This is a genomic window from Flavobacteriales bacterium (genome assembly GCA_020635795.1).
In the GTDB taxonomy this organism is placed as follows: Bacteria; Bacteroidota; Bacteroidia; order Flavobacteriales_E; family Vicingaceae; genus Vicingus.
In genome coordinates, this window is record JACJZD010000004.1 from 141,915 (window position 1) to 164,663 (window position 22,749).

The following is a 22,749-nucleotide window of genomic DNA, read 5'->3' on the forward strand; positions in this document are numbered from 1 at the left end:
TTGAACAAAAAATTACTTTTTGTTGAAAAGTTAACCTGAAAAGCAAGTCCAATTAAATTAACTTCGCAGTAATAAATTAAGCACCATATAACACATACCCATGCCAAAAGACAACAGTATCAAACATGTTTTATTAATCGGAAGCGGACCAATTGTTATTGGTCAAGCTTGTGAATTTGATTACTCAGGTTCTCAAGCCTCACGTTCATTAAGAAGTGAAGGAATTATAGTTACGTTAATTAACTCTAATCCAGCAACCATTATGACTGATGAGGTGACAGCCGATAACGTGTATTTGTTGCCTTTAGAAACTTCATCAATTATTAAAATATTAGAAGATCATCCTGATATTGATGCGGTACTGCCTTCAATGGGAGGACAAACAGCGCTTAATTTAGCAATTGAGTGTGATAAAATGGGTGTTTGGGAAGAAAACAATGTGCGAATGATTGGTGTTGATACTAAAGCTATTGATATCACAGAAGATAGGGAGTTGTTTAGACAGAAAATGGAGGAGATAGGTGTGCCGATGGCTCCATCAGAAACGGCAAAATCGTATTTAGCAGGTAAAGAGGTTGCACAAAAAATAGGTTTTCCTTTGGTTATACGACCTTCGTTTACCTTAGGAGGAACGGGTGGAGCAGTAATTTACGATCAAGCAGATTTTGAAGACGCTTTGCATGTGGGGCTTCAGGCATCGCCAATACATGAGGTAATGATTGATAAGGCAGTTATTGGCTGGAAAGAATATGAGTTAGAATTGTTAAGAGATAAAAATGATAATGTTGTTATTATTTGTTCTATTGAGAATTTTGACCCAATGGGTATTCATACTGGAGATTCCATAACAGTTGCTCCAGCAATGACTTTATCAGACACGACTTTTCAAAAAATGAGAGACATGGCGATTCATATGATTCGCTCTATTGGAAATTTTGCTGGAGGTTGTAATGTTCAGTTTTCCGTGAGTAATGATGAAAAAGAAGAAATTATTGCCATAGAAATTAATCCAAGGGTTTCGCGTTCATCTGCTCTAGCATCAAAAGCTACGGGTTATCCTATTGCAAAAATAGCTTCTAAATTGGCTATTGGCTATACACTTGATGAGTTGAAAAATCCAATTACAGGAAATACTTCGGCATTATTTGAACCAACATTGGATTATGTAATTGTAAAAATTCCACGATTCAATTTTGATAAATTTAAAGGTGCAAAAAGAAGATTGGGCTTCTCAATGAAATCGGTTGGAGAAGTAATGGGTATTGGTCGTTCGTTCCAAGAAGCATTGCAAAAAGCTTGTCAGAGTTTGGAGATAAGTAGAAATGGATTGGGCGCTGACGGAAGAGAATTGACTAATCAAGACCAAATTTTGCACAGTTTAGAAAACCCAAGTTGGGACAGGTTGTTTCATATTTACGATGCCATAAAATTGGGTATTCCTTTTAAAACCATTTACGAAAAAACAAAAATTGACCATTGGTTTTTACGTCAAATTGAAGATTTGATAAAATTGGAGAACAAAATCCAAAAATTTACACTTGATACTCTGCCTCGTGAATTAATGTACGAAGCAAAACAAAAAGGATACGCTGACAGACAAATTGCTCATTTAGTGAAATGTTTAGAAAGTGAGGTGTTTAATAAGCGTATCGAAATGAAAATTAACAGGGTTTACAAGTTGGTAGATACATGTGCTGCTGAATTTCCTGCGGAGACACCATATTATTATTCAACTTTCGAGGATGAAAATGAATCTATAGTTTCAGATAGAAAAAAAGTAGTGGTGTTGGGTTCTGGTCCGAATAGAATTGGACAAGGAATTGAGTTTGATTACAGTTGCGTACATGGCGTAATGGCAGCTAAAGAGTGCGGCTACGAAACCATTATGATTAACTGTAATCCTGAAACGGTTTCAACCGATTCTGATACTTCTGATAAACTTTACTTTGAACCAGTTTTTTGGGAGCATATTTATGATATCATTTTACACGAAAAACCTGAGGGTGTAATTGTTCAGTTGGGAGGTCAAACAGCATTGAAGTTAGCTGAGAAATTAGAAAAATATGGAATTAAAATATTGGGTACTTCATTTGAAGCATTAGATATTGCTGAGGATAGAGGGCGGTTTTCTAAAGTGTTGGAAGAGCTGAAAATCCCTTTTCCAAAATATGGTATTGTAGAAAGTGCCGAGCAAGCTATTCAACTTTCTAAGGATTTAGGTTTTCCATTACTTGTTCGTCCTTCTTATGTATTGGGTGGGCAAAAAATGAAAATTGTAATTAATGAAGAAGAATTAGAACATCACGTGGTGGATATTTTAAAAGCCATGCCGAACAACCAAATTTTGTTAGACCACTTTTTGGGTGGAGCAATAGAAGCTGAATCGGATGCCATTTGTGATGGAAAAGATACTTATATTATTGGAATCATGCAACACATTGAGCCAGCAGGAATTCACTCTGGTGATTCTTATGCAGTATTACCTCCATACAATTTGGGTGATTTGATTATCACTCAAATAGAGGAAATAACCAAAAAGATTGCCGTTGCATTAAAAACAGTAGGATTAATCAATATTCAGTTTGCTATTAAAGATGATGTGGTTTATGTTATCGAAGCAAATCCACGAGCTTCTCGAACAGTTCCTTTTATTGCAAAAGCATATCGCGAACCTTACGTGAAATATGCAACTAAAGTAATGTTGGGGGAAAACAAAGTGAAAGACTTCAACTTTAAACCTTATAAAAAAGGATACGCCATTAAAATACCAGTATTCTCGTTTAGCAAATTCCCTGATGTAGATAAAGAGTTAGGTCCAGAAATGAAATCGACAGGAGAAGCAATATACTTTATTGATAGCTTAAAGGATAAATTTTTTAGAGATATTTATGCCGAACGTAATCTATATTTGAGCCGTTAATTAGCTAATACCCACTTTAAATCTTTAACTGATTTTGCAATTACTTCGTACCATAGCCATCATTATTATTGTTTATTACGGCTTTAAGTTGTTGGTACGTTACGTGTTTCCTTTTTTAATTACCCGTTGGGCAAATAAAAAGATGCAAGAATTTCAACAACAAGCACAAAACCAGGTTAGAGATGAAGAAGAGGCAAAACGTTTTGTAAAACAACACGAAGGAGAAGTAAAAATAAACTCGACTAAAAGAAGTACTAAACCAGAATCGGATGATTTAGGCGATTACGTGGATTATGAGGAGGTAGAGTAAGCTTATTTATGTAGTTTAATCAAGAATCTCTTTTCCGAAAATTTGTCCATTCGAGTGTTTCGCATTATTGCGGAATTTATCGAGAATAAAATTTTAGGTTCTAAAAAGTGTGTTCTCGATATTTCCGATAGAAAATCGGAAACTCGAACTGACTCTTTTTATTAAAAAGGCTTCCCATCCATTTCAATATCTTTTAACATGTGAGCTAAAATAGGCTCACATTTTTCTTTACAGGCAGGGTAAAAATGCCCATGCTTCCAATAGTCCGATTTTGGTGATTGCCCCCACCAAAATTCTGCCATAGCAATAGGTTTTAGCTTATTCAAAAATGCATATTGCAACAATTTTGGTGCAGCACATTCGCCAGCTCCGCTAGGCGGTTTATTAAAAATTTCACGTAACCCTTTTTCTTCGCCTGATTGATTAATAAAAAAGTATTGGTCAAAAATTTGGTCCTGCAAAGCAATGGAGTTGGCTTTTCGTAGTGTTTTTAATTCAGTAATTTTTAGGTTGCTTTCTGTGGTATTTTGTTCTTCTAAGGTTTTTATTTCTTCGTTTATTCGGCTTAGTTCCAGCATGCCTAAATTGATAAAATTGCCCTCAACCAATCCGTCATAAACTGGTGGTACAAATTTAATATGTTGGTTGGCTCCTGCCAATTTACCCGAAAATGCTGCTAAATAACCCAATTCGTTTTCTTGAGTTTGCACCACCAATACACCAAACATTTTTCCAATAACCATCCCTTCTTGGGTTTTGTCTAAACCAAAATTATGCTCAAAATCTTGTTGGGTGGTTAAATATTCTTGCAATTGTTTTGCAGCTAATAAACAAAGTGGGTGTGGAGTATAATCAAAAGGATAGGTAAATTTAAAAGGTAGGGTTGATAACTCAATAACTTGATTAAAGGGGGTGAAGTAGCTGTTTGTTGAGTTTGTCAAGTTGCTTTTAAGTAGATAAGCGAAAATAAGAATAAATCCATGTTGTTTTGTAGAGACGGATAATTATCCGTCTCTACAATGAATGGTTAATTGTAGTCTAACCCATTATCCACAAAAACTCTACAATCTTTTTATACGTCATTGCGGGCTTGACCCGCAATCTATTTTGATTTCAATAATGTATTTCAAGCGGACGCTTGGAATAGAGTTTACTGATGGATGCTTACGAGAGGTGGGGTAGTTGGATAATCAATGATTGTAATGTTTTGATTATTCAACGACAAATTTACCATTAGAAATAATATTTTTATAGGTACTAGTATAGAAGTAAATTCCTTTTGTAAAGTTAGCTACATTAATAGTCAGATAATTAGAATCAATTATTTTACTATAAACTAGATTCCCTATAGGATTATATATATTTAGAGAACTTTGTTTGTATTGAAAAATAAAATTTAATATAGAGTTAGAAGGGTTTGGGAATACTATAGGTTGGTGTTCTTTCTGTAATTCTGAAGTATTTAGAATATTGGGAGAGCATCCTGTTGCTACTAAATTTGAATCTGACCAAATTGTTATTCTTGAGGGTAAATATAGTGCCGCATTCATTCGATCAACTTGTCCTTGAGTAAACATTTTTTTGCAATCGTGATTGTAGTCCATGTAATTTTCTCCGTTAGTATTAAAACCGCAAGACATGTTGTTGTTATAACATCCTGAAAGATAAATTGTTCCTCCAAGAGTTGGTGGAGTATCAGCAACTAAATCTCCACTATCTCCACAATTATTACTAAAAGTATGATAGAGGTCTAGCCAATGACCAACTTCATGTGTGCCTACAGATGCCCATTCTTGACCATAATATAATTCAGAATGAGTACCATAACCCCATCTAATAGAGCTATAAATAATTCCATCTCTTCCTATGCTAGATAAATAATTATCTGGTAGAGTTGCTGAACCAGTAAAATCTGATGGAACGCCTTTGCTGTATTTTGGTAAATAAATATTAAAATATTTATAATTGTCCCAAGCGTGCTGATATAATAGGTTTGAGCTGCTGTTCACCATAGCGCTAGAGTCTTGATAATAAATTACTCCAGTTGTTGGATTGCCATTAGGGTCTATCGAAGCAAGGCAAAACTGTATATTTAAAGTCGCTTTAATACTATCAAATTCAGGGTCAATTGTATTCCAGTCACTATTGAGACCATTAAAATCATTATTAAGAATATCAATACCAGATTGTGCTTGGTCTAAGTCAATTTTGCCATCATTGCCATTATGAAAAACATGCAATACAACTGGAATAGTATATGTAGTTGTTTTAAATAAAGAATAATCTTTGGTGGATTCGTCTTTTATTTTTTTAATTAATTGTTGAATTAATACCTCTTTTTCTTGTGCTTCTTTTTGATTTTTTGATAGTTGATAATCTATTAACTCCTTTGTTAAACAAAGAGAATCAATTTGAATATTTTGAGCATTATAATTAAGGGTAAAAAATAAAACTCCAACAAAAAATAAAATTGAGCCTTTCATATAAATTGAGTTTTTATCTAAAGTTAAATCTTTTTATTTAAAATGGGATTTTTTTAATAAAATAATTCAATATACTATGCTTACACAATATAATTTACTACATTTGTTATGTAAGCATAATAAATGAATCAAAACACCATCGATTATCAAATAAAATCTACTTGGCACGGCATTTTTAAAATGTACAACCAAGTGGCTGCAAAGCATGGTAGCACACAGGCGGCAGGTTATTTTTTGCTTACCATAAGTAAAGAAGGTACTCCTGCAACAAGCATAGCTCCGTTAATGGGTATGGAGGCAACCAGCATGAGTAGAATAATAAAAAGTATGGAAGATAAAGGCTTGATTTTCCGTAAGCAAGATGAAAAAGACAAACGAATGGTACGTATTTTTTTAACTCCCGAAGGTGTTGAAAAAAGAAAATTGGCGAAAAAAGTAGTAGAAGGATTTAATGATTTAATTTTAGAGGAAATTCCGCAAAGTAAACTTCACGTTTTTTTTGAAGTAATGGACACGATAAATAAGACGATAGAAAAGTATAAACAAGAAAACTAAAGCCTCCCCAACCCCTCCGAAGGAGGGGCTACGTAGAGGAACGAAAAGAAAAAGAATAATTAGCGTGAAGTCCAAATATGGAAGACCGAAGTTGGCTTTGTGTGGTAGCTTCCCCTCTAGAGAGCGGAAGGGGTGTGTTAAGTAACAAGATTGATAAAATATAAATTAACTGTCATATCGAGCGAAGAGATATCTTTTAACTAACCTAGAAGATTTCTCCATAAAGTTGAAATGACAAAATGAAATAAAATATGAACAGAAAAATTAATAAAGTAGCAGTATTGGGTTCAGGAGTAATGGGCTCAAGAATTGCTTGCCATTTTGCCAATGTTGGGGTAGAAGTGCTTTTGTTGGACATTGTACCAAAAGAAGCTGCTGATTCGAAAAAACCAGCTGAGCGTAACAAAATTGTTAACGATGCGTTGCAGTTTGCATTGAAATCAAACCCTTCTCCAATTTACAGTAAGTCTTATATCAGTAGAATTTCTACAGGAAATTTTGATGATGATTTATCAAAAATTGCAACTTGCGATTGGGTGATTGAAGTGGTTATTGAGCGTTTAGACATTAAACAACAAGTTTTTGCAAACGTTGAGAAATACCGTAAACCAGGAACGTTAATTACATCTAACACATCTGGTATTCCAATTCACATGATGTTGGAAGGAAGAAGTGAAGATTTTCAGAAACATTTCTGTGGAACGCACTTTTTTAACCCACCACGATATTTAAAATTGTTAGAGTTAATTCCAACGCCTAAAACCGATCCAGAAGTGATGACTTTCTTGGAAGATTATGGTCAACGATTTTTAGGAAAAACTACAGTGGTTTGTAAAGACACTCCAGCATTTATTGCTAACAGAATTGGTGTTTACAGCATCATGTCGTTATTTCATACCGTTACTGAAATGGGTTTAACGGTTGAAGAGGTTGATAAATTAACTGGTCCAGCAATGGGTCGTCCAAAATCGGCAACCTTCCGTACGTGTGATGTGGTTGGGTTAGATACGTTGGTGCACGTTGCCAATGGAGTTAAGGATAATTGTCCGAATGATGAAGCGAATACCATTTTTACCATTCCAAGTTACATCAATAAAATGGTGGAGAACAAATGGTTGGGTTCAAAAACCAAACAAGGGTTCTTTAAAAAAGTAAAAGACGAAAAAGGCAATAGTGAAATTTTAACATTAGACTTAAATACATTAGAATATAGACCTGGTCAAAAAGTAAAATTTGCCACATTAGAATTGGCAAAAACCATTGACGATTTGAGGTTGAGAACAAAAGCCTTGGTGCAAGGTCAAGATAAAGCAGGAGAGTTTTACCGTAAATCGTTTTTTGGCTTATTTGCTTATGTTTCGAATAGAATACCAGAAATTACTGATGCGGTATATAAAATTGACGATGCCTTGAGTGCTGGTTTCGGCTGGCAGTTAGGTCCATTTGCCACTTGGGATGCCATTGGAGTGGAAGAAAGTTTACCAATAATGGAGAAAATGGGCATTACGCCAAATCCGTGGGTAAAAGAAATGTTGGCTGCAGGAATCAAATCTTTTTACAAAGTAGAAAAAGGAGCTAAATATTTTTACGATATTGAATCGAAGTCTTACCAAATGGTTCCAGGTTCAGATAAAGTGCTTTCTTTAGAAACGCTAAGAGCAGAAAATACCATTTGGAAAAACTCTGGAACTACCATTGTAGATTTAGGAGATGGAATCATCAATTTAGAGTTCCACACTAAAATGAATACCATTGGTGGTGAAGTAATAGAAGGAATTAATAAGGCTATTGATTTAGCTGAACAAAAATACAAAGGCCTGGTTGTCTCAAACGATGGGGATAATTTCTCGGCAGGAGCCAATGTAGGTATGATATTTATGATGGCGGTTGAGCAAGAATACGACGAGTTGGATTTCGCTATTCAAGCTTTCCAAAAAACCATGATGAGAGTTCGTTACTCTTCAATACCAGTAGTGGTTGCTCCTCATAACCTAGCTTTAGGTGGCGGTTGCGAAATGAGTATGCATGCTGATAAGGTTGTTGCTCATGCTGAAACCTATATGGGATTGGTTGAGTTTGGAGTAGGTGTTATTCCTGGTGGTGGCGGAACTAAAGAATTTGCTTTACGTGCATCTGATGAATATGGTGATGGAATGCGATTGAATATTTTAAGAAATCGTTTTTTAACTGTTGGTCAAGCTCAAGTTTCAACTTCTGCACAAGAAGCTTTTGAATTAGGTTACTTACGAAAAGGTATTGACGAGGTTGTGGTAAGTAGAGCTCATCAGTTGAGCTATGCAAAACAAGCGGCTTTAAATCTTGCAAATAAGGGATATACTAAACCTCTGCAACGTAAAGACATTAAAGTGTTGGGTAACGAAGGTTTAGGTATTGTATACGTGGGAGCCAACTCAATGAAATCGGGTAAATACATTTCTGAACACGATCAGTTAATTTCTGAAAAATTAGGCTACGTACTTTGTGGAGGCGATTTATCAAGTCCAACAGAAGTAAACGAACAGTATTTACTAGACATGGAACGAAGAGCTTTCTTAGAGCTTTGTACCGAACGCAAAACATTAGAAAGATTACAAAGTATTATTACAACAGGAAAAGTATTGAGAAACTAATCCCACCCCAACCTTCCCAAGGGTAAGGAGTTTCCCCTCTTGAGAGGGGTTAGGGGTGTGTTAAATTGAAATGATAAAAAAATAGAAAAATAATCAGCTTAGTATTTCTCCTCTTCGGGGAGATTAAGAGGGGCTATAATTTAGAAATATGGACGCATATATAGTAGCAGGATACAGAACAGCAGTAGGAAAAGCACCACGAGGCTTGTTTAAATTTACAAGACCAGATGATTTAAGTGCCGCTGTAATTAAGAGATTGATGGAGGATTTTCCTCAATTAGATAAAGAACGCATTAATGATGTGATTGTTGGTAATGCAACACCTGAAGCCGAACAGGGCTTAAACATTGGTAGAATGATATCAATGATGGGCTTAGACTCAGTTAAAGTTCCGGGTATGACTGTGAACAGATACTGTTCTTCAGGTATTCAAACCATTGCAATAGCATCAGCACAAATCAATGCTGGCATGGCCGATTGCATTATTGCTGGTGGAGTTGAAACCATGAGTCCAATACCTTTTGGTGGTTGGCGAATAGTTCCGAATGCTAAAGTGGCAAAAGAAAATCCTGATTATTATTGGGGAATGGGTTTGACTGCAGAAGCAGTGGCTAACGATTTTAAAATTTCTCGTGAAGAACAAGATGCTTTTGCGTATGAATCGCACAGAAGAGCTTTAAGTGCAATAGATAATGGATTGTTTAAAGATGATATTGTTCCGATTGAAGTGGAAGAAATATTTGTTGGAGAAGACAATAAACGTCATTCAAAAAAATATACAGTAGATACTGATGAAGGACCACGAAGAGGAACAACAGTTGAGGCGTTAGCTGGATTAAAACCAGTTTTCGCTGCAGGCGGTAGTGTAACGGCTGGTAATTCATCACAAACATCTGATGGTGCTGCTTTTGTAATGGTAATGTCGGAAAGAATGGTGAAAGAATTAAATATCAAACCAATTGCACGATTGGTAAGTTACCAGGTGGTTGGATTGGAACCAAGAATTATGGGTGTTGGTCCGTTAACAGCAATTCCGGCAGTATTAAAACATGCAGGGTTAAAACAAAGTGATATTGATTTATTTGAGTTGAACGAAGCTTTTGCTTCGCAATCGCTTGCAGTTATAAAAGGGTTGGATTTAGATACCAATAAAGTAAATGTGAATGGTGGCGCTATTGCATTAGGACACCCATTGGCTTGTACTGGAGCTAAATTATCTGTTCAAATTTTTAACGAATTAAAAAGAAGAAAACAAAAATACGGTATGGTTACGATGTGTGTGGGTACAGGTCAAGGAGCTGCTGGTATTTACGAAATGTTGTAAATACCTCCCCAACCCCTCCGAAGGAGGGGCTTAACAAACTCTATCATGCTGAGTTTGTTGAAGCATTTTGTTGGTTAAGGTATAAAAAAGTAAAAAATTGAATGAAACTAGACTAATATCATCAGAACAAACCTACCCGTTGAGGTATAGTGTTTTATGGTCTCATAAAAATAGTTTGAATGAATGTGGTATAGATGTAGATGATATGGAAGGTACATTTCATGTTGGTGCTTTTAAAAAGAAAGAATTAGTTTCGATAGGAACTTTTTTGATACAACGAAACGAAAAATTTAAAGAAGAACAACAATACCGGTTAAGAGCAATGGCAACTTCACCTGTGGTTAGAGGTGAAAATTTTGGTAAAAAAGTGATAGAATTTGCCATTCAAGAATTACGAAATAGAAAAGTTGATTTGCTTTGGTGTGATGCCAGAGAAATTGCTTTAGGATTTTACGAAAAAATGGGTTTTACTGTGGTAGGAGATTTTTATGATGTTCCACAAATAGGACCTCACAAATTAATGTATTACAAAATAAACTAGTATAACGATAACAACTAAATATTATGGAAAACAATAAGACAATCAAAGGAGGAGAATTTCTTATCAAGGAAACTGACCCAAGAAATGTTTTTATCCCTGAAGACTTTGATGAAGAACAACGAATGATAGCAGATACTTGCGCTGATTTTATAAAACAAGAAATTGAGCCAAATCTGGAGCGAATTGAAAAACAAGAAGAAGGTTTGTCGAAATTATTAATGGAAAAAGCTGGTGAGCTTGGAATTTTAGGGGTTTCTGTTCCTGAAGAATACATGGGTTTTGGAAAAAACTTTGTAACAAGTATGCTTACTTCCGAAGTAATTGGTGGAGCACATTCTTTCGCAGTTTCAATCTCTGCACACACAGGTATTGGTACATTGCCAATTTTGTATTACGGTAACGCCGAACAGCGCCAAAAATATGTGCCAAACTTAGCAACTGGTGTTTGGAAAGCAGCATATTGTTTAACTGAGCCAAGTTCGGGTTCTGATGCAAATTCTGGAAAAACTAAAGCAGTTTTAACTCCTGATGGAAAGCATTATTTGTTAAACGGACAAAAAATGTGGATTACAAATGCTGGTTTTGCTGATATTTTTACTGTTTTTGCCAAAATTGATAACGATGAAAACCTTTCAGCATTTATTGTAGAAAAATCTTTTGAAGGGATTTCTCTAAATCCAGAAGAAAAAAAATTGGGTATTAAAGGCTCATCTACTCGTCAAGTATTTTTTAACGATTGCAAAGTTCCAGTTGAAAATTTGTTGGGAGAAAGACAAGGAGGTTTTAAAATTGCCTTAAACATTTTAAATATTGGTAGAATTAAATTGGCTGGTTCGGCAATTGGTGGTTGTAAAAAAATCATTGATAAAACAGTAAATTATGCTAATGAAAGAAATCAGTTTGGTCGTCCAATTTCAAAATACGGCGCTATAAAATATAAGTTGGCTGAACAAGCTATAAAAGTTTATGCATCGGAGTCTGCAATTTACCGTTGTAGTCAAAATATCGACGATGCCATTCAAGCTTTGATTTCACAAGGAGTAGATAAACAAAAAGCTACTTTAGATGGAATCAGTCAGTTTGCCGCAGAAGCTGCTATTTTAAAAGTTCATGGTTCTGAAGTGTTAGATTATGTGGTTGATGAAGGTGTTCAAGTTTACGGTGGAATGGGTTATTCTGCTGAGGCACCAATGGAAGCTGCTTATCGTGATGCGCGTATCAACAGAATTTTTGAAGGTACCAATGAAATTAACAGAATGTTAACGGTAGATATGTTGCTAAAAAAAGCAATGAAAGGTGAGTTAGACTTAATGGGTCCAGCGCAAGAAGTAGCAAAAGAATTAATGAGTATTCCTGATTTTGGTGCAGGAAGCGACGATATTTTTGAACAAGCTCACGAGCAAGTGAAAAAATTTAAAAAAGCAATTTTAATGGTTGCAGGAAGCGCTGCTCAAAAACTAATGATGCAGTTGGCAAAAGAGCAAGAAATTTTAATGTGTATTGCTGACATGGCCATTGAGACCTATGTTGCTGAATCTATTTTGTTACGTGTTGAAAAATTAGCTTTGACGAACGACAAAGCAACTTTACAAAATCAAATAGACATGATGAATGTGTATATTTATGATGCAGCGGATAAAATAAATAAATCGGGTAAAGATGCCATTAATTCATTTGTGGAAGGTGATGAGTTAAGAATTATGCAAATGGGATTAAAACGATTTACAAAACAAGCAAATCTGAATGTTAAAGATGCACGAAGAAATATTGCTGAAAAATTAATAGCTGAAAATAAATATTGTTATTAATTTCGCGTCCAATTTTTAGATGTAATTGGAACGATTAATAATAGAAAATACTTTAAAAAGCCCCAGAATTGATTTTAATCCTGAAACAGGAATATTTGAAATTTCTGGGGTTTCTTTAATAGAAAATACGATGGATTTTTATAGACCAATTCTTACTTGGTTAAAAAAATACATCGAACAACCTTGTTCTTCAACAACAGTAATTTTTAAATTAAAATATTCCAATACCAGTTCGTTACAATTTATTTACGACATCATTAGTCTAGTAAATCAAGAACAACATAAAAAAACAAAACTATCAGTGGTTTGGTATTATGCTTCAGATGATGTGGACATGAAGGAAGTAGGAGAAGATTATAACGATTCTTTCGATTTCGATTTTATTTTTAAAGAAGTAGAAATTTAATTTAGATTCTTTTTTATTAGATTTGGTAAAAAAAAGAATTATGAAAAATTTATCCTTCAAATCAATTTTAGTTGTTTTACTTACTATTACTTCATTTAATTTGTTTTCTCAAGCCTTTGAAAAAGGTAATTGGAATATTGATTTAGATTTAGGAGGTGCAGCTTATGGAGTTAGAACAACATCAACTGTATCGGTTGGAGCATTTACTTTTACAGATACTGATGTAAGTGGTACTGCGAGTTCTGTATTTAGAATAGGAGGTGAATATGGAGTTTCTAATAAAATAGGGTTGGGACTAAAACTGGGCGCTAGTAACTATATTATTTCTGCAGAAGATAAGGATACACTTAAAAGCGTAAAAAGTAACGACTTTAGTTTTTATTTCAATTTTCATTTACTCAATGCTCAAAGAAATGATTTATTCCTTACACTAGGACTAGGTTTTGCTAGTGGTAAATGGACTTATCAAGAAAATCCTGGTATATTCTTAAGTTCTATTACTGGTTCGGGTAGTTCTGTAGTATTTGGTATAACAGATCGGATATTTTTTTCAGATCATGTTGGAATGTTGTTGAGTTTACAATATACTGGGTATAACTATAATGGAGCTGTGCCTGAATTAAGCTCTGCTGGTAAAGCATTTGTAGGGAACTTAAATTATTCTTGGAAATTAGATTTTGAATTAAAAGGAGTTTATTTCGGGACAGGATTGGCTATTAAATTCTAATTTATAATTTCCCAATAACTGTTTCCTTTAAATCTACTAAGTATTTGTTTGCTAAACTCATTAAATCCTCTGGTGTAATAGTTTTTATTTTGTGGATGTATCGATTGTAAAAATCATAATCTAAACCATAGAAATACACATTTTCAAACATTTCTGCCATGTTAAATGGTCCATCGCACGATTTTAAAATTTTTCCCATCAAGTAATTTCTTACTAAATCTAATTCTTCGTTGCTTATTTTTTTGGTTTGAAGAAGTTGAATTTCCTTATAAATTTCAGCCAGTGCATTTTTTGTAACATCACTACCAACTTCAGTAGAAATATAAAAGAAACCTCCATGTTGTAGTGACAAAATTCCAGAACTTATACCATAAGTGTAGCCTTTGTCTTCACGAATGTTTTTCATTAATCGAGAACCAAAATATCCACCCAAAATAGTATTCAAAATTTGTAAACCAAAATAATCCTGATGTAATTTATTCGGGAACTGTTTACTTATGCGAATAGCTGATTGCAATGCATTTTTCTTTTCTATATAAATTTTATCAGGCTCATTTGATAAAGTATTTGTTGTTTCTTTTTCAGGAAGAATTGTTTTTGATGTTTTTTCTCCAAAATATTTTTCAAGTAATGAAATACATTCGTTGGTTACTTTTCCTGAAATAATTACTTCGCAATTATTTAGGCTGTAAAATTGTTGATGAAAAGCAATAACTTTTTCTCTGCTTAGGTTCATAAAATCAACTAATTCAGCGCCAACGCCATAAGGATTATCTGTTCCAAAAACTTGCCTCATCGATTCTTTACGTGCCACATAAGATACTTTCTCCATCGAAACTTTAAACTTTTCGAGGCTGTTGTTCTTATAAATATCAAATTCTTTTTGCTCAAAAGTGGGGTTAAAAATAATGTCTTGAACATAAACGAGTACTTTCTCGAGATGTTTGTTTAACGAGTATAGCGTAATGTTTGCACTATCAAAATCGACACTGGTTTGCAAAAAAGCACCATATTGGTCAATTCCATCAATAATTTCGAACGAAGAAAAGTTTTTAGTGCCTTCTTTCATTAAGTTGTTGGTGGTGCTTGCAATTAACGGGGAAGGTTGATGCCAAGTTCCGGCATTAAAAATAAAATCAATTTTTACAATATCCTGACTACCGCCTGAGAGAGCATTAATTTTTAAACCATTCGATAAAATATGGTTTTCAGGATTAATAAAATCAACCCGATTGATGTCTTTATATTGTGGAGGGGTTTGTCTGTCTAACACATTCATTTTTAATTCTTTTTAGCGTAAATTAAGGTGCTACAGTTTGTTGGTACTAAAATCTTGTTGGCTATCTGCTTAATATCTTCTGGGGTAACTTTCATGTATTTTTCTTCTTCGGTATTTACATCGTTAGCATCACCCAAAAGTTCAGAAATAGCCAAATTCATAGCTTTGTTTAAAACACTAGTTTCAGAAAATAGTAAAGTAGAGATAATTTTGTTTTTAACTTTTTCTAGCTCCTTTGCTTGAACAAGTGTTTCTTTAATCTTTGTAAGTTCGTGTTCAATAGCTTTTTCGGCAATTTCGAAAGAAACGTTGTCCTGTAAATTTCCGTTGATAATAAAGAGTCCATCATCGAAACTACCCATTACGTAAGCACTAATTTCACTAAATAATTTTTGTTCTTTTACTAATGCTTGATATAGCCTAGAACTATTTCCTAACGATAATACATCGCTCAACAAGTCAGTTGCATAAAAATCATCATCAGTTTTTTTACACATGTGGTAGGCTTTGTAAATTGCGTTTGCAGGAACATCTCGTTCAACACTCAGTCGTCTTTCTTCCTTTTGCTTTGGCTCTATGGGTAGGGCTCGTTTAGGAACATTTCCTGATGGAATATTCCCAAACCACTTTTCAGCTAATTTTTTTATTTCTGCAACATCAACATCTCCAGCAACAGAAAGTATAGCATTGTTTGGCAAATAATGTTTGTAAAAAAAGTCTTTCACATCCTGCATCGTAGCATTTTCGATATGAGATATTTCTTTTCCAATTGTAGCCCATTTGTATGGATGATTTTGGTAAGCTAATGGTCGTAAAAGCAGCCAAACATCTCCGTAAGGTTGATTTAAATAGTTTTGTTTAAATTCTTCAATTACAACTTGACGTTGTACTTCCAAACTTTTTTCAGTAAACGCCAAGCTCAACATTCTATCAGAATCTAACCAAAAAGCGGTTTCTAAATTATTTTTAGGAAGCGTTATATAGTAATTAGTAATATCGTTTGATGTAAAAGCATTGTTGTCGCCTCCTACAAATTGCAAAGGCTCATCAAAATTTGGGATGTTAATCGAGCCACCAAACATCAAGTGTTCAAACAAATGGGCAAATCCAGTTTTATTTTCATCTTCATCTCTAGCTCCGACATTGTAAAGTAAATTAAAAGCAACTATTGGTGTAGTATTATCTTGGTGTACAATAACTTTTAATCCATTGTTCAACGTAAATTTCTCAAATTTTATCATGCTTAAAATTTATATGTTGGTTGATTTAATTCACGAAGTGCTTGATGATATTCTGTCATAATATTTTCTATAATTTTTGATACAGGTTCTATACTGTCAATTAATCCAGCAACCTGCCCAATTTCTAATTCACCTTCGTCTAAATCACCTTCAAACATCCCTTTTTTTGCTCTTCCGCGACCTAAAAGGTCTTTTTGTTCATCAATGCTCGCTCCCTTTTGGATGGCTGTTGATATGGTATTATAAAATTTATTTTTAATTAGTCGGACTGGTGTGACATCCTTTAGCGTGAGCATGGTTGCGCCATCTTTAGCATTCACAATTTCTTGTTTAAAATTTTGATGAGAAGAGGCCTCAATGGATGCTGCAAATCGGCTTCCCATTTGAACCCCATCAGCACCAAGTATCATTGCAGCTAACATGCCTCTTCCTGTAGCAATACCACCAGCAGCAATTATTGGGATAGACAGTTCCTTTTTAGTCATAGGTACTAAACAAAATGTGGTAGTTTCATCTCTTCCGTTATGTCCTCCAGCTTCAAAACCCTCAACCACCACAGCATCAACACCTGCATCTTGACATTTTAAAGCAAATTTTACTCCAGGCACAACATGGACAACTTTTATCCCATGTTCATGAAAAAAACTAGTATAAGTTTTTGGGTTACCTGCCGAAGTAAAAACAATTTTAACTTCTTCATCGATAATGATTTGAATTAATTCCTCAATTTGAGGATAAATCATAGGTAAATTAACCCCAAAAGGTTTATTCGTTGCTTTTTTACATTTTTGTATGTGTTCCCTAAATACTTCGGGGTACATTGAACCAGCACCAATTAAACCTAATCCACCACCATTACTAACAGCTGAGGCTAATTTCCATCCGCTATTCCAAATCATTCCTCCCTGAACTACAGGGAGTTTAATATTAAAGAGTAAACAAATTTTATTTTCCATTTCAAAACGAATTATGTAGCTTTGTTTTTTTTACGAAAATACAAATTGTAGAATTTAATAGATAGATTTTTCTATTTAAAGTGCATCAGTTTGTATAACTTTTATATATTTGCCATAATGCAAAAAATATTACTTACAATAATTGCTGTTTTAACATTGTCTTTTGGTGCGTATAGTCAGTATCGCATAGACTATGGTTTTTCATTAGGTGCTTCTAATTATTTAGGAGAGATGGGGGGAGGAATTGGTGAACGAAGAAGTGGACCTGCTGATATGAAGTTGAACTTTACACGGTGGAATTTAGGAGGTTTTTATCGTTACCGATTTTCAAATAAGTTTGCTGTAAAAGGATCTTTGAACTATATCAGGTTGTCTGGGGACGATTCGGAGTCATTGAATCCTGCTAGGAGAGGAAGAAACTTGAACTTCAAAAATGACATGGTTGAATTGGATGCACATCTTGAGTTGTATGTGTATAAAGTAAATGATGTAGGTGGTACGGGTCGTTATACATCAGATTTTAATTTATATGTGTTTGGTGGTGTTGGTGCATTTTATAGCAATCCAAAAGGTGAATTAAATGGCAGTTGGTATGCTCTACAACCTTTAAAAACAGAAGGAGTGAATTATAGTTTAATTAATCTTTCGGTACCAGTGGGTTTAGGATTCTACTATACTATTCAACGTAAATATCGTTTAGGAATGGAATTTAGCTGGAGAACGACCTTTACCGATTACATTGATGATGTAAGTAATAGATATATCGCACATACAGATCCATTAACTGCTAGTTTAGCAGATAAGAGTAGTCCTGAATTATCGGCACAAATAAGAGAAGAAAATCCTGATGCTGATAAATTACCTTACCCAAGTACGTATCAACCTGGAAGAAAACGAGGCGATCCAGAACATAATGATAGCTACGCAACTGTAACTGTTAATTTTAGTTGGGCAATTCGTGGTAGAAGTAACTTTTACAAATCTAAAAATAGCTGGGTTCTTGGTAAAAACAAACGTAAACGTAGAAAATCAAGAGCTAAATTCTAGGGTTACTTTAAAATATTGAAGAGCGTGTAGTTTTACACGCTCTTTTTTTATGCTAAAAAATTATATTGGTTATCTTTGTTCACAAATTTATAATATGAAGTCTTATAATTTAACTCATCTTCAAGAATTAGAATCGGAAGCAATTTATGTGCTTAGGGAAGTAGCTGCTCAATTTGAAAATCCAGCATTACTTTTTTCTGGCGGAAAGGATTCTATTATTGTTGCTCACATGGCTAGAAAAGCATTTTGGCCAGCCAAAATTCCTTTTCCTTTAGTTCATGTTGATACTGGTCATAATTTTCCTGAAACTATTGAATTTAGAGACGATTTTGTAAAAAGATACGATGCTAACTTGGTTGTTGGTTCTGTTCAAAAATCAATTGATGAAGGAAAAGTAATTGAGGAAAAAGGATTTAATGCAAGTAGAAATGCTTTGCAAACAGTTACTCTATTAGACACAATTGAGCAAAACAAGTATGATTGTGCTATAGGTGGAGCTAGAAGAGATGAGGAAAAAGCTCGTGCTAAAGAACGTTTTTTTTCACATAGAGATGAGTTTGGACAATGGGATCCAAAAAATCAACGTCCTGAATTATGGAACATTTTTAATGGTAGAAAGCATTTAGGAGAACATTTTAGAGTTTTTCCAATTAGTAATTGGACGGAAATGGATGTGTGGCAATATATTTTAATGGAAAAAATTGAAATTCCATCAATTTATTTAGCACACAACAGAGAGGTTTTTGTTAGAGATGGTGTAATAATGAGTACTACTGATTTTATTCAGCAAAGAGATACAGAACCAACTAAAACAATGCAAGTAAGGTTTAGAACAATTGGAGATGCAACTTGTACAGGTGCAGTTGAATCGGATGCTGATAGCATTGAAAAAATAATTGAAGAGGTGGCAGCTGCAAGAACTACAGAAAGAGGTACTAGGTCTGATGATAAACGTTCAGAAGCAGCAATGGAAGATAGAAAAAAACAAGGTTACTTTTAAAAGAAGAAAAACGAAATGGAAAAAACTACAATACAACCATCAACTTCTTCATATTTAGATATGGAGTTATTGAGATTTTCTACTGCAGGAAGCGTTGATGATGGAAAAAGTACATTGATAGGAAGGCTTTTGTATGATTCGAAATCAATATTTGCAGACCAATACGAGGCTATAGAGGAATCGAGTAAAAAGAAAGGTGAAGAGACTGTTAATTTAGCGTTATTAACAGATGGTTTAAGAGCCGAACGAGAACAAGGAATTACGATTGATGTAGCTTACCGTTATTTTGCAACACCAAAACGTAAATTTATAATTGCTGATACACCTGGACATATTCAGTACACTCGAAACATGGTTACTGGGTCGTCAACATCTAATCTTTCCATAATATTGGTAGATGCTAGAAACGGATTAGTTGAGCAAACCTCAAGACACACTTTTATAGCAGCTCTTTTAGGTATTCCTCATGTGGTGTTTTGTATCAACAAAATGGATTTGGTGGATTATTCTGAAGAGGTTTTCTTTAAAATTAAAAAAGATTTAGAAGCATTTTGTTCTAAACTAGATGTGAAAGATATTCAGTTTGTACCTATTTCTGCTTTAAATGGCGATAATGTGGTGAACAAATCTGAAAAAATGGATTGGTATCAAGGCTCTACCTTGATGTATTTGTTAGAAAATATTCACATAGGTAGCGATTACAATCACATCGATTGTCGTTTTCCTGTTCAGTATGTAATTCGACCACAATCTGATAAATACCACGATTATAGAGGTTATGCAGGTAGAATTGCAGGGGGAGTTTTTAAACCAGGTGATGAAGTAACGGTGTTGCCGTCAGGTTTTTCTTCTAAAATTAAATCAATTGATACTTTTAATGGATCATTAGAAGAAGCTTACGCTCCAATGTCAGTAACTATTACGTTAGAAGATGATATTGATATTAGTAGAGGAGATATGATTGTTAGAAACAATAATCAAACAGAGGTTAGTCAAGATATTGATGTGATGGTTTGTTGGTTTAATCCCAAGAACTTAATTCTTAACGGTAAATATGCTATTAAGCACACTTCTAATGATGTGAGATGTGTAGTTAAGGAGGTTAAATACAAAATTAATATCAATACTTTACATCGAATGGAAGATGATAAGGATGTAAAAATGAATGATATTGCTCGTATTTCAATCAGAACTACGAAGCCATTGTTGTATGATAAATATTCTAGAAATCGTTTTACAGGAAGTCTAATTTTAATAGACGAAGCAACCAATGAAACTGTTGGAGCAGGTATGATTGTTGAATAATTACCTCAAATTCTTTTAAAAATTTAAATCTTAATCCGTAAAGGGTTAAGATTTTCTGTTTTTAGGCTAAAAACAGTGTTTTTTCTTATCTTTGTAAACTGTCTTCAAATATTTTTTATGGCTGAAATTATTGAGAAAAAAGTGGGTAAGGATTCTAAAGTATCTAAAGAAGTAGTTCTTGAAGCTTTTAAGCTAATGTGTACTGCTAAATCGCTTACAGAGCTTTACGAAGAAAACAAAGAGATTACAGCCAAATATGTTCATGCAACATCAAGAGGACATGAAGCAATTCAGATTGCTACTGGATTGCAATTAAAACCGCAAGATTTTGTTTTTCCTTATTATCGTGACGATAGTATTTTATTGTCAATAGGAATGTCTCCTTTTCAGTTGATGTTACAGGTATTAGCAAAACGAAACGATCCATTTTCAGGTGGAAGAACTTACTATTCGCACCCGAGTTTAAATGATGCAGACAAGCCAAAAATACCTCATCAATCTTCGGCAACGGGTATGCAAGCTATACCAGCAACTGGCGTGGCAATGGGTATTCAATACAAAGAAAAAATTGGAATTGCAGAAGATTATAAAGGAGAAAACCCTGTTGTTGTTTGTAGTTTGGGAGATGCTTCATGTACCGAAGGAGAAGTTTCAGAAGCTTTTCAAATGGCGGTGTTAAAACAAATGCCAATTATTTATTTGGTTCAAGATAATGAATGGGATATTTCTGCAACAGCAAAAGAAACTAGAGCTCAAGATATTACTTATTTTGCAAGAGGTTTTAAAGGATTGGAAGTTAGAACTATTGATGGTAGTGATTTTATTGAGTCGTACTCGACAATGCAAGAAGTGATTGATATTGTTCGTAAAGAACGTCGTCCTTTTTTGGTACACGCAAAAGTACCGTTGTTAAATCATCATACATCAGGTGTGAGAAAAGAATGGTACAGAGACGATTTGGCGGAAGCAGCTACTCGCGATCCTTTTCCAAAAATCAAACAAAATTTATTGGATTTAGACGTTAAATCGTTTGAATTACTTTCTATAGAGAATAAGGCAAAAGAATTGGTTGAAAAAGAGTATCAATTGGCTTTATTAGAAGAAGACCCTAGACCAGAAGATTTAACTTTGCATCATTTCGCTCCGACACCAATTACAGAGGAAAAGGGCGAACGAGAACCAAAAGGGAAAGATAAAACTGTAATGGTTGATTCTGCTTTATTTGCTGTTCGAGAATTAATGACCAAGCACAAGGAATGTTTGATGTACGGTCAAGATGTTGGTGGTCGTTTGGGAGGAGTTTTCCGTGAAGCGGCAACATTGGCTCAGCAATTTGGTGATGATAGAGTTTTTAATACTCCTATTCAGGAAGCATTTATAGTTGGTAGTACTGTTGGTATGGCAGCAGTTGGTTTAAAACCAATTGTTGAGGTGCAATTTGCGGATTACATTTGGCCTGGTTTAAATCAGTTGTTTACTGAGGTCAGTCGTTCGTATTATCTTTCAAACGGTAAATGGCCAGCAAGTATGATTTTAAGAGTTCCAATTGGAGCTTATGGTTCTGGTGGTCCATATCACTCTTCAAGTGTTGAATCTGTTGTAACACAAATTAGAGGTGTAAAAGTAGCTTATCCATCAACAGGTGCAGATTTAAAAGGTTTACTAAAATCGGCATACTACGACCCAAATCCTGTTGTAATTTTTGAACACAAAGGGTTATACTGGAGTAAAATTAAAGGTACCGAAGGAGCAAAAACGGTTGAGCCTGATGAAGATTATGTAATCCCTTTTGGAAAAGCAAGAACAGTAATTGAAGCGGATGCAGATAAAATTGAAAATGGAGAGAGTGCTGTTATTATCACTTATGGTAGAGGTGTGTATTGGAGTTTAGAAGCATCAAAACAGTTTAAAGGTCAAATTGAAATTATTGATTTAAGAACATTAAATCCGATTGATGAAGAAGCGATGTATGCTGCAACGAAAAGACACAACAAGGTGATGTTGGTGACTGAAGAATCTGTTGAAAATAGTTTTACCTTAGGATTGGCTGCTCGAATTCAAAAGAATTGCTTTAAGCATTTGGATGCTCCAATTGAAATTGTAGGATCGATTGATACACCTGCAATTCCTTTAAACTCTGTGTTAGAAGCAACATTGTTGCCAAATGGAGATAAAGTTGCTAAGGCACTTCAAGCACTTTTAAATTATTAAAATCCC

The 22,749-nt window shown here is 34.4% G+C and carries 18 protein-coding genes; 13 read left to right on the forward strand and 5 right to left on the reverse strand.

Features of this window, described 5'->3' with window-relative positions; all coding sequences use genetic code 11:
• Positions 1–100 precede the first annotated feature (100 nt).
• Complete coding sequence (gene carB, locus H6589_10920) at positions 101–2,920, forward strand: carbamoyl-phosphate synthase large subunit (GenBank protein ID MCB9175109.1); 2,820 nt, start codon at positions 101–103, stop codon at positions 2,918–2,920.
• 34 nt (positions 2,921–2,954) lie between these two features.
• Entirely contained in the window at positions 2,955–3,230 is a 276-nt protein-coding gene (locus H6589_10925) for a DUF4834 family protein (protein ID MCB9175110.1), read from the forward strand.
• 161 nt (positions 3,231–3,391) lie between these two features.
• Here H6589_10925 and H6589_10930 read toward each other — a convergent pair whose 3' ends face one another.
• Both H6589_10930 and H6589_10935 read right to left on the reverse strand, forming a co-directional pair.
• Complete coding sequence (locus H6589_10930) at positions 3,392–4,171, reverse strand: pseudouridylate synthase (GenBank protein ID MCB9175111.1); 780 nt, start codon at positions 4,169–4,171, stop codon at positions 3,392–3,394.
• 270 nt (positions 4,172–4,441) lie between these two features.
• Entirely contained in the window at positions 4,442–5,713 is a 1,272-nt protein-coding gene (locus tag H6589_10935) for a T9SS type A sorting domain-containing protein (GenBank protein ID MCB9175112.1), read from the reverse strand.
• A 123-nt stretch (positions 5,714–5,836) separates the two neighbouring features.
• Between H6589_10935 and H6589_10940 the strand changes: the two genes are divergently transcribed.
• The 7 genes from H6589_10940 to H6589_10970 all read left to right on the forward strand — a co-directional run bounded on the left by H6589_10940 (position 5,837) and on the right by H6589_10970 (position 13,704).
• The gene (locus tag H6589_10940; GenBank protein ID MCB9175113.1) at positions 5,837–6,268 is read left to right on the forward strand and encodes a MarR family transcriptional regulator; all 432 of its coding nucleotides are present in this window, start codon (positions 5,837–5,839) and stop codon (positions 6,266–6,268) included.
• Between the two features lie 251 nt (positions 6,269–6,519).
• Complete coding sequence (locus tag H6589_10945; protein ID MCB9175114.1) at positions 6,520–8,898, forward strand: enoyl-CoA hydratase/isomerase family protein; 2,379 nt, start codon at positions 6,520–6,522, stop codon at positions 8,896–8,898.
• A 148-nt stretch (positions 8,899–9,046) separates the two neighbouring features.
• Positions 9,047–10,222, forward strand: a complete 1,176-nt coding sequence (locus H6589_10950) for an acetyl-CoA C-acyltransferase (GenBank protein MCB9175115.1) — start codon at positions 9,047–9,049, stop codon at positions 10,220–10,222.
• Between the two features lie 97 nt (positions 10,223–10,319).
• Positions 10,320–10,763, forward strand: a complete 444-nt coding sequence (locus H6589_10955) for a GNAT family N-acetyltransferase (protein MCB9175116.1) — start codon at positions 10,320–10,322, stop codon at positions 10,761–10,763.
• Positions 10,764–10,786: 23 nt separating this feature from the next.
• Positions 10,787–12,571: an acyl-CoA dehydrogenase family protein gene (locus H6589_10960; protein MCB9175117.1), complete on the forward strand. Its 1,785-nt coding sequence runs from the start codon at positions 10,787–10,789 to the stop codon at positions 12,569–12,571.
• 25 nt (positions 12,572–12,596) lie between these two features.
• Entirely contained in the window at positions 12,597–12,977 is a 381-nt protein-coding gene (locus H6589_10965) for a DUF1987 domain-containing protein (GenBank protein ID MCB9175118.1), read from the forward strand.
• Between the two features lie 40 nt (positions 12,978–13,017).
• Entirely contained in the window at positions 13,018–13,704 is a 687-nt protein-coding gene (locus tag H6589_10970) for a hypothetical protein (GenBank protein ID MCB9175119.1), read from the forward strand.
• Position 13,705: 1 nt separating this feature from the next.
• On the opposite strand, the gene H6589_10975 is transcribed toward H6589_10970, so the two are convergent.
• Genes H6589_10975 through H6589_10985 form a run of 3 tightly spaced genes read right to left on the reverse strand, consistent with a single transcriptional unit; the run spans position 13,706 to position 17,180 of the window.
• Complete coding sequence (locus H6589_10975) at positions 13,706–14,983, reverse strand: insulinase family protein (GenBank protein ID MCB9175120.1); 1,278 nt, start codon at positions 14,981–14,983, stop codon at positions 13,706–13,708.
• 2 nt (positions 14,984–14,985) lie between these two features.
• Positions 14,986–16,224: an insulinase family protein gene (locus H6589_10980; GenBank protein MCB9175121.1), complete on the reverse strand. Its 1,239-nt coding sequence runs from the start codon at positions 16,222–16,224 to the stop codon at positions 14,986–14,988.
• A 2-nt stretch (positions 16,225–16,226) separates the two neighbouring features.
• Positions 16,227–17,180: a nitronate monooxygenase gene (locus H6589_10985; protein ID MCB9175122.1), complete on the reverse strand. Its 954-nt coding sequence runs from the start codon at positions 17,178–17,180 to the stop codon at positions 16,227–16,229.
• Positions 17,181–17,297: 117 nt separating this feature from the next.
• Between H6589_10985 and H6589_10990 the strand changes: the two genes are divergently transcribed.
• The 4 genes from H6589_10990 to H6589_11005 all read left to right on the forward strand — a co-directional run bounded on the left by H6589_10990 (position 17,298) and on the right by H6589_11005 (position 22,743).
• Positions 17,298–18,227, forward strand: coding sequence for an outer membrane beta-barrel protein (locus H6589_10990; GenBank protein ID MCB9175123.1), 930 nt, complete (start codon positions 17,298–17,300; stop codon positions 18,225–18,227).
• 94 nt (positions 18,228–18,321) lie between these two features.
• Complete coding sequence (gene cysD, locus H6589_10995) at positions 18,322–19,227, forward strand: sulfate adenylyltransferase subunit CysD (protein MCB9175124.1); 906 nt, start codon at positions 18,322–18,324, stop codon at positions 19,225–19,227.
• A 15-nt stretch (positions 19,228–19,242) separates the two neighbouring features.
• Complete coding sequence (gene cysN, locus H6589_11000) at positions 19,243–20,532, forward strand: sulfate adenylyltransferase subunit CysN (protein MCB9175125.1); 1,290 nt, start codon at positions 19,243–19,245, stop codon at positions 20,530–20,532.
• Positions 20,533–20,649: 117 nt separating this feature from the next.
• The gene (locus tag H6589_11005; protein MCB9175126.1) at positions 20,650–22,743 is read left to right on the forward strand and encodes a tungsten formylmethanofuran dehydrogenase; all 2,094 of its coding nucleotides are present in this window, start codon (positions 20,650–20,652) and stop codon (positions 22,741–22,743) included.
• Positions 22,744–22,749 lie beyond the last annotated feature (6 nt).

What these genes read in the sequence shown, in the direction of transcription:
- carB (MCB9175109.1), top strand. Translation starts at nt 101, where the DNA reads ATGCCAAAAGACAACAGTATCAAACATGTTTTATTAATCGGAAGCGGA.
- H6589_10935 (MCB9175112.1), bottom strand. Translation starts at nt 5,713, where the DNA reads ATGAAAGGCTCAATTTTATTTTTTGTTGGAGTTTTATTTTTTACCCTT.
- H6589_10940 (MCB9175113.1), top strand. Translation starts at nt 5,837, where the DNA reads ATGAATCAAAACACCATCGATTATCAAATAAAATCTACTTGGCACGGC.
- H6589_10945 (MCB9175114.1), top strand. Translation starts at nt 6,520, where the DNA reads ATGAACAGAAAAATTAATAAAGTAGCAGTATTGGGTTCAGGAGTAATG.
- H6589_10950 (MCB9175115.1), top strand. Translation starts at nt 9,047, where the DNA reads ATGGACGCATATATAGTAGCAGGATACAGAACAGCAGTAGGAAAAGCA.
- H6589_10960 (MCB9175117.1), top strand. Translation starts at nt 10,787, where the DNA reads ATGGAAAACAATAAGACAATCAAAGGAGGAGAATTTCTTATCAAGGAA.
- H6589_10970 (MCB9175119.1), top strand. Translation starts at nt 13,018, where the DNA reads ATGAAAAATTTATCCTTCAAATCAATTTTAGTTGTTTTACTTACTATT.
- H6589_10975 (MCB9175120.1), bottom strand. Translation starts at nt 14,983, where the DNA reads ATGAATGTGTTAGACAGACAAACCCCTCCACAATATAAAGACATCAAT.
- H6589_10980 (MCB9175121.1), bottom strand. Translation starts at nt 16,224, where the DNA reads ATGATAAAATTTGAGAAATTTACGTTGAACAATGGATTAAAAGTTATT.
- H6589_10985 (MCB9175122.1), bottom strand. Translation starts at nt 17,180, where the DNA reads ATGGAAAATAAAATTTGTTTACTCTTTAATATTAAACTCCCTGTAGTT.
- H6589_10990 (MCB9175123.1), top strand. Translation starts at nt 17,298, where the DNA reads ATGCAAAAAATATTACTTACAATAATTGCTGTTTTAACATTGTCTTTT.
- cysD (MCB9175124.1), top strand. Translation starts at nt 18,322, where the DNA reads ATGAAGTCTTATAATTTAACTCATCTTCAAGAATTAGAATCGGAAGCA.
- cysN (MCB9175125.1), top strand. Translation starts at nt 19,243, where the DNA reads ATGGAAAAAACTACAATACAACCATCAACTTCTTCATATTTAGATATG.
- H6589_11005 (MCB9175126.1), top strand. Translation starts at nt 20,650, where the DNA reads ATGGCTGAAATTATTGAGAAAAAAGTGGGTAAGGATTCTAAAGTATCT.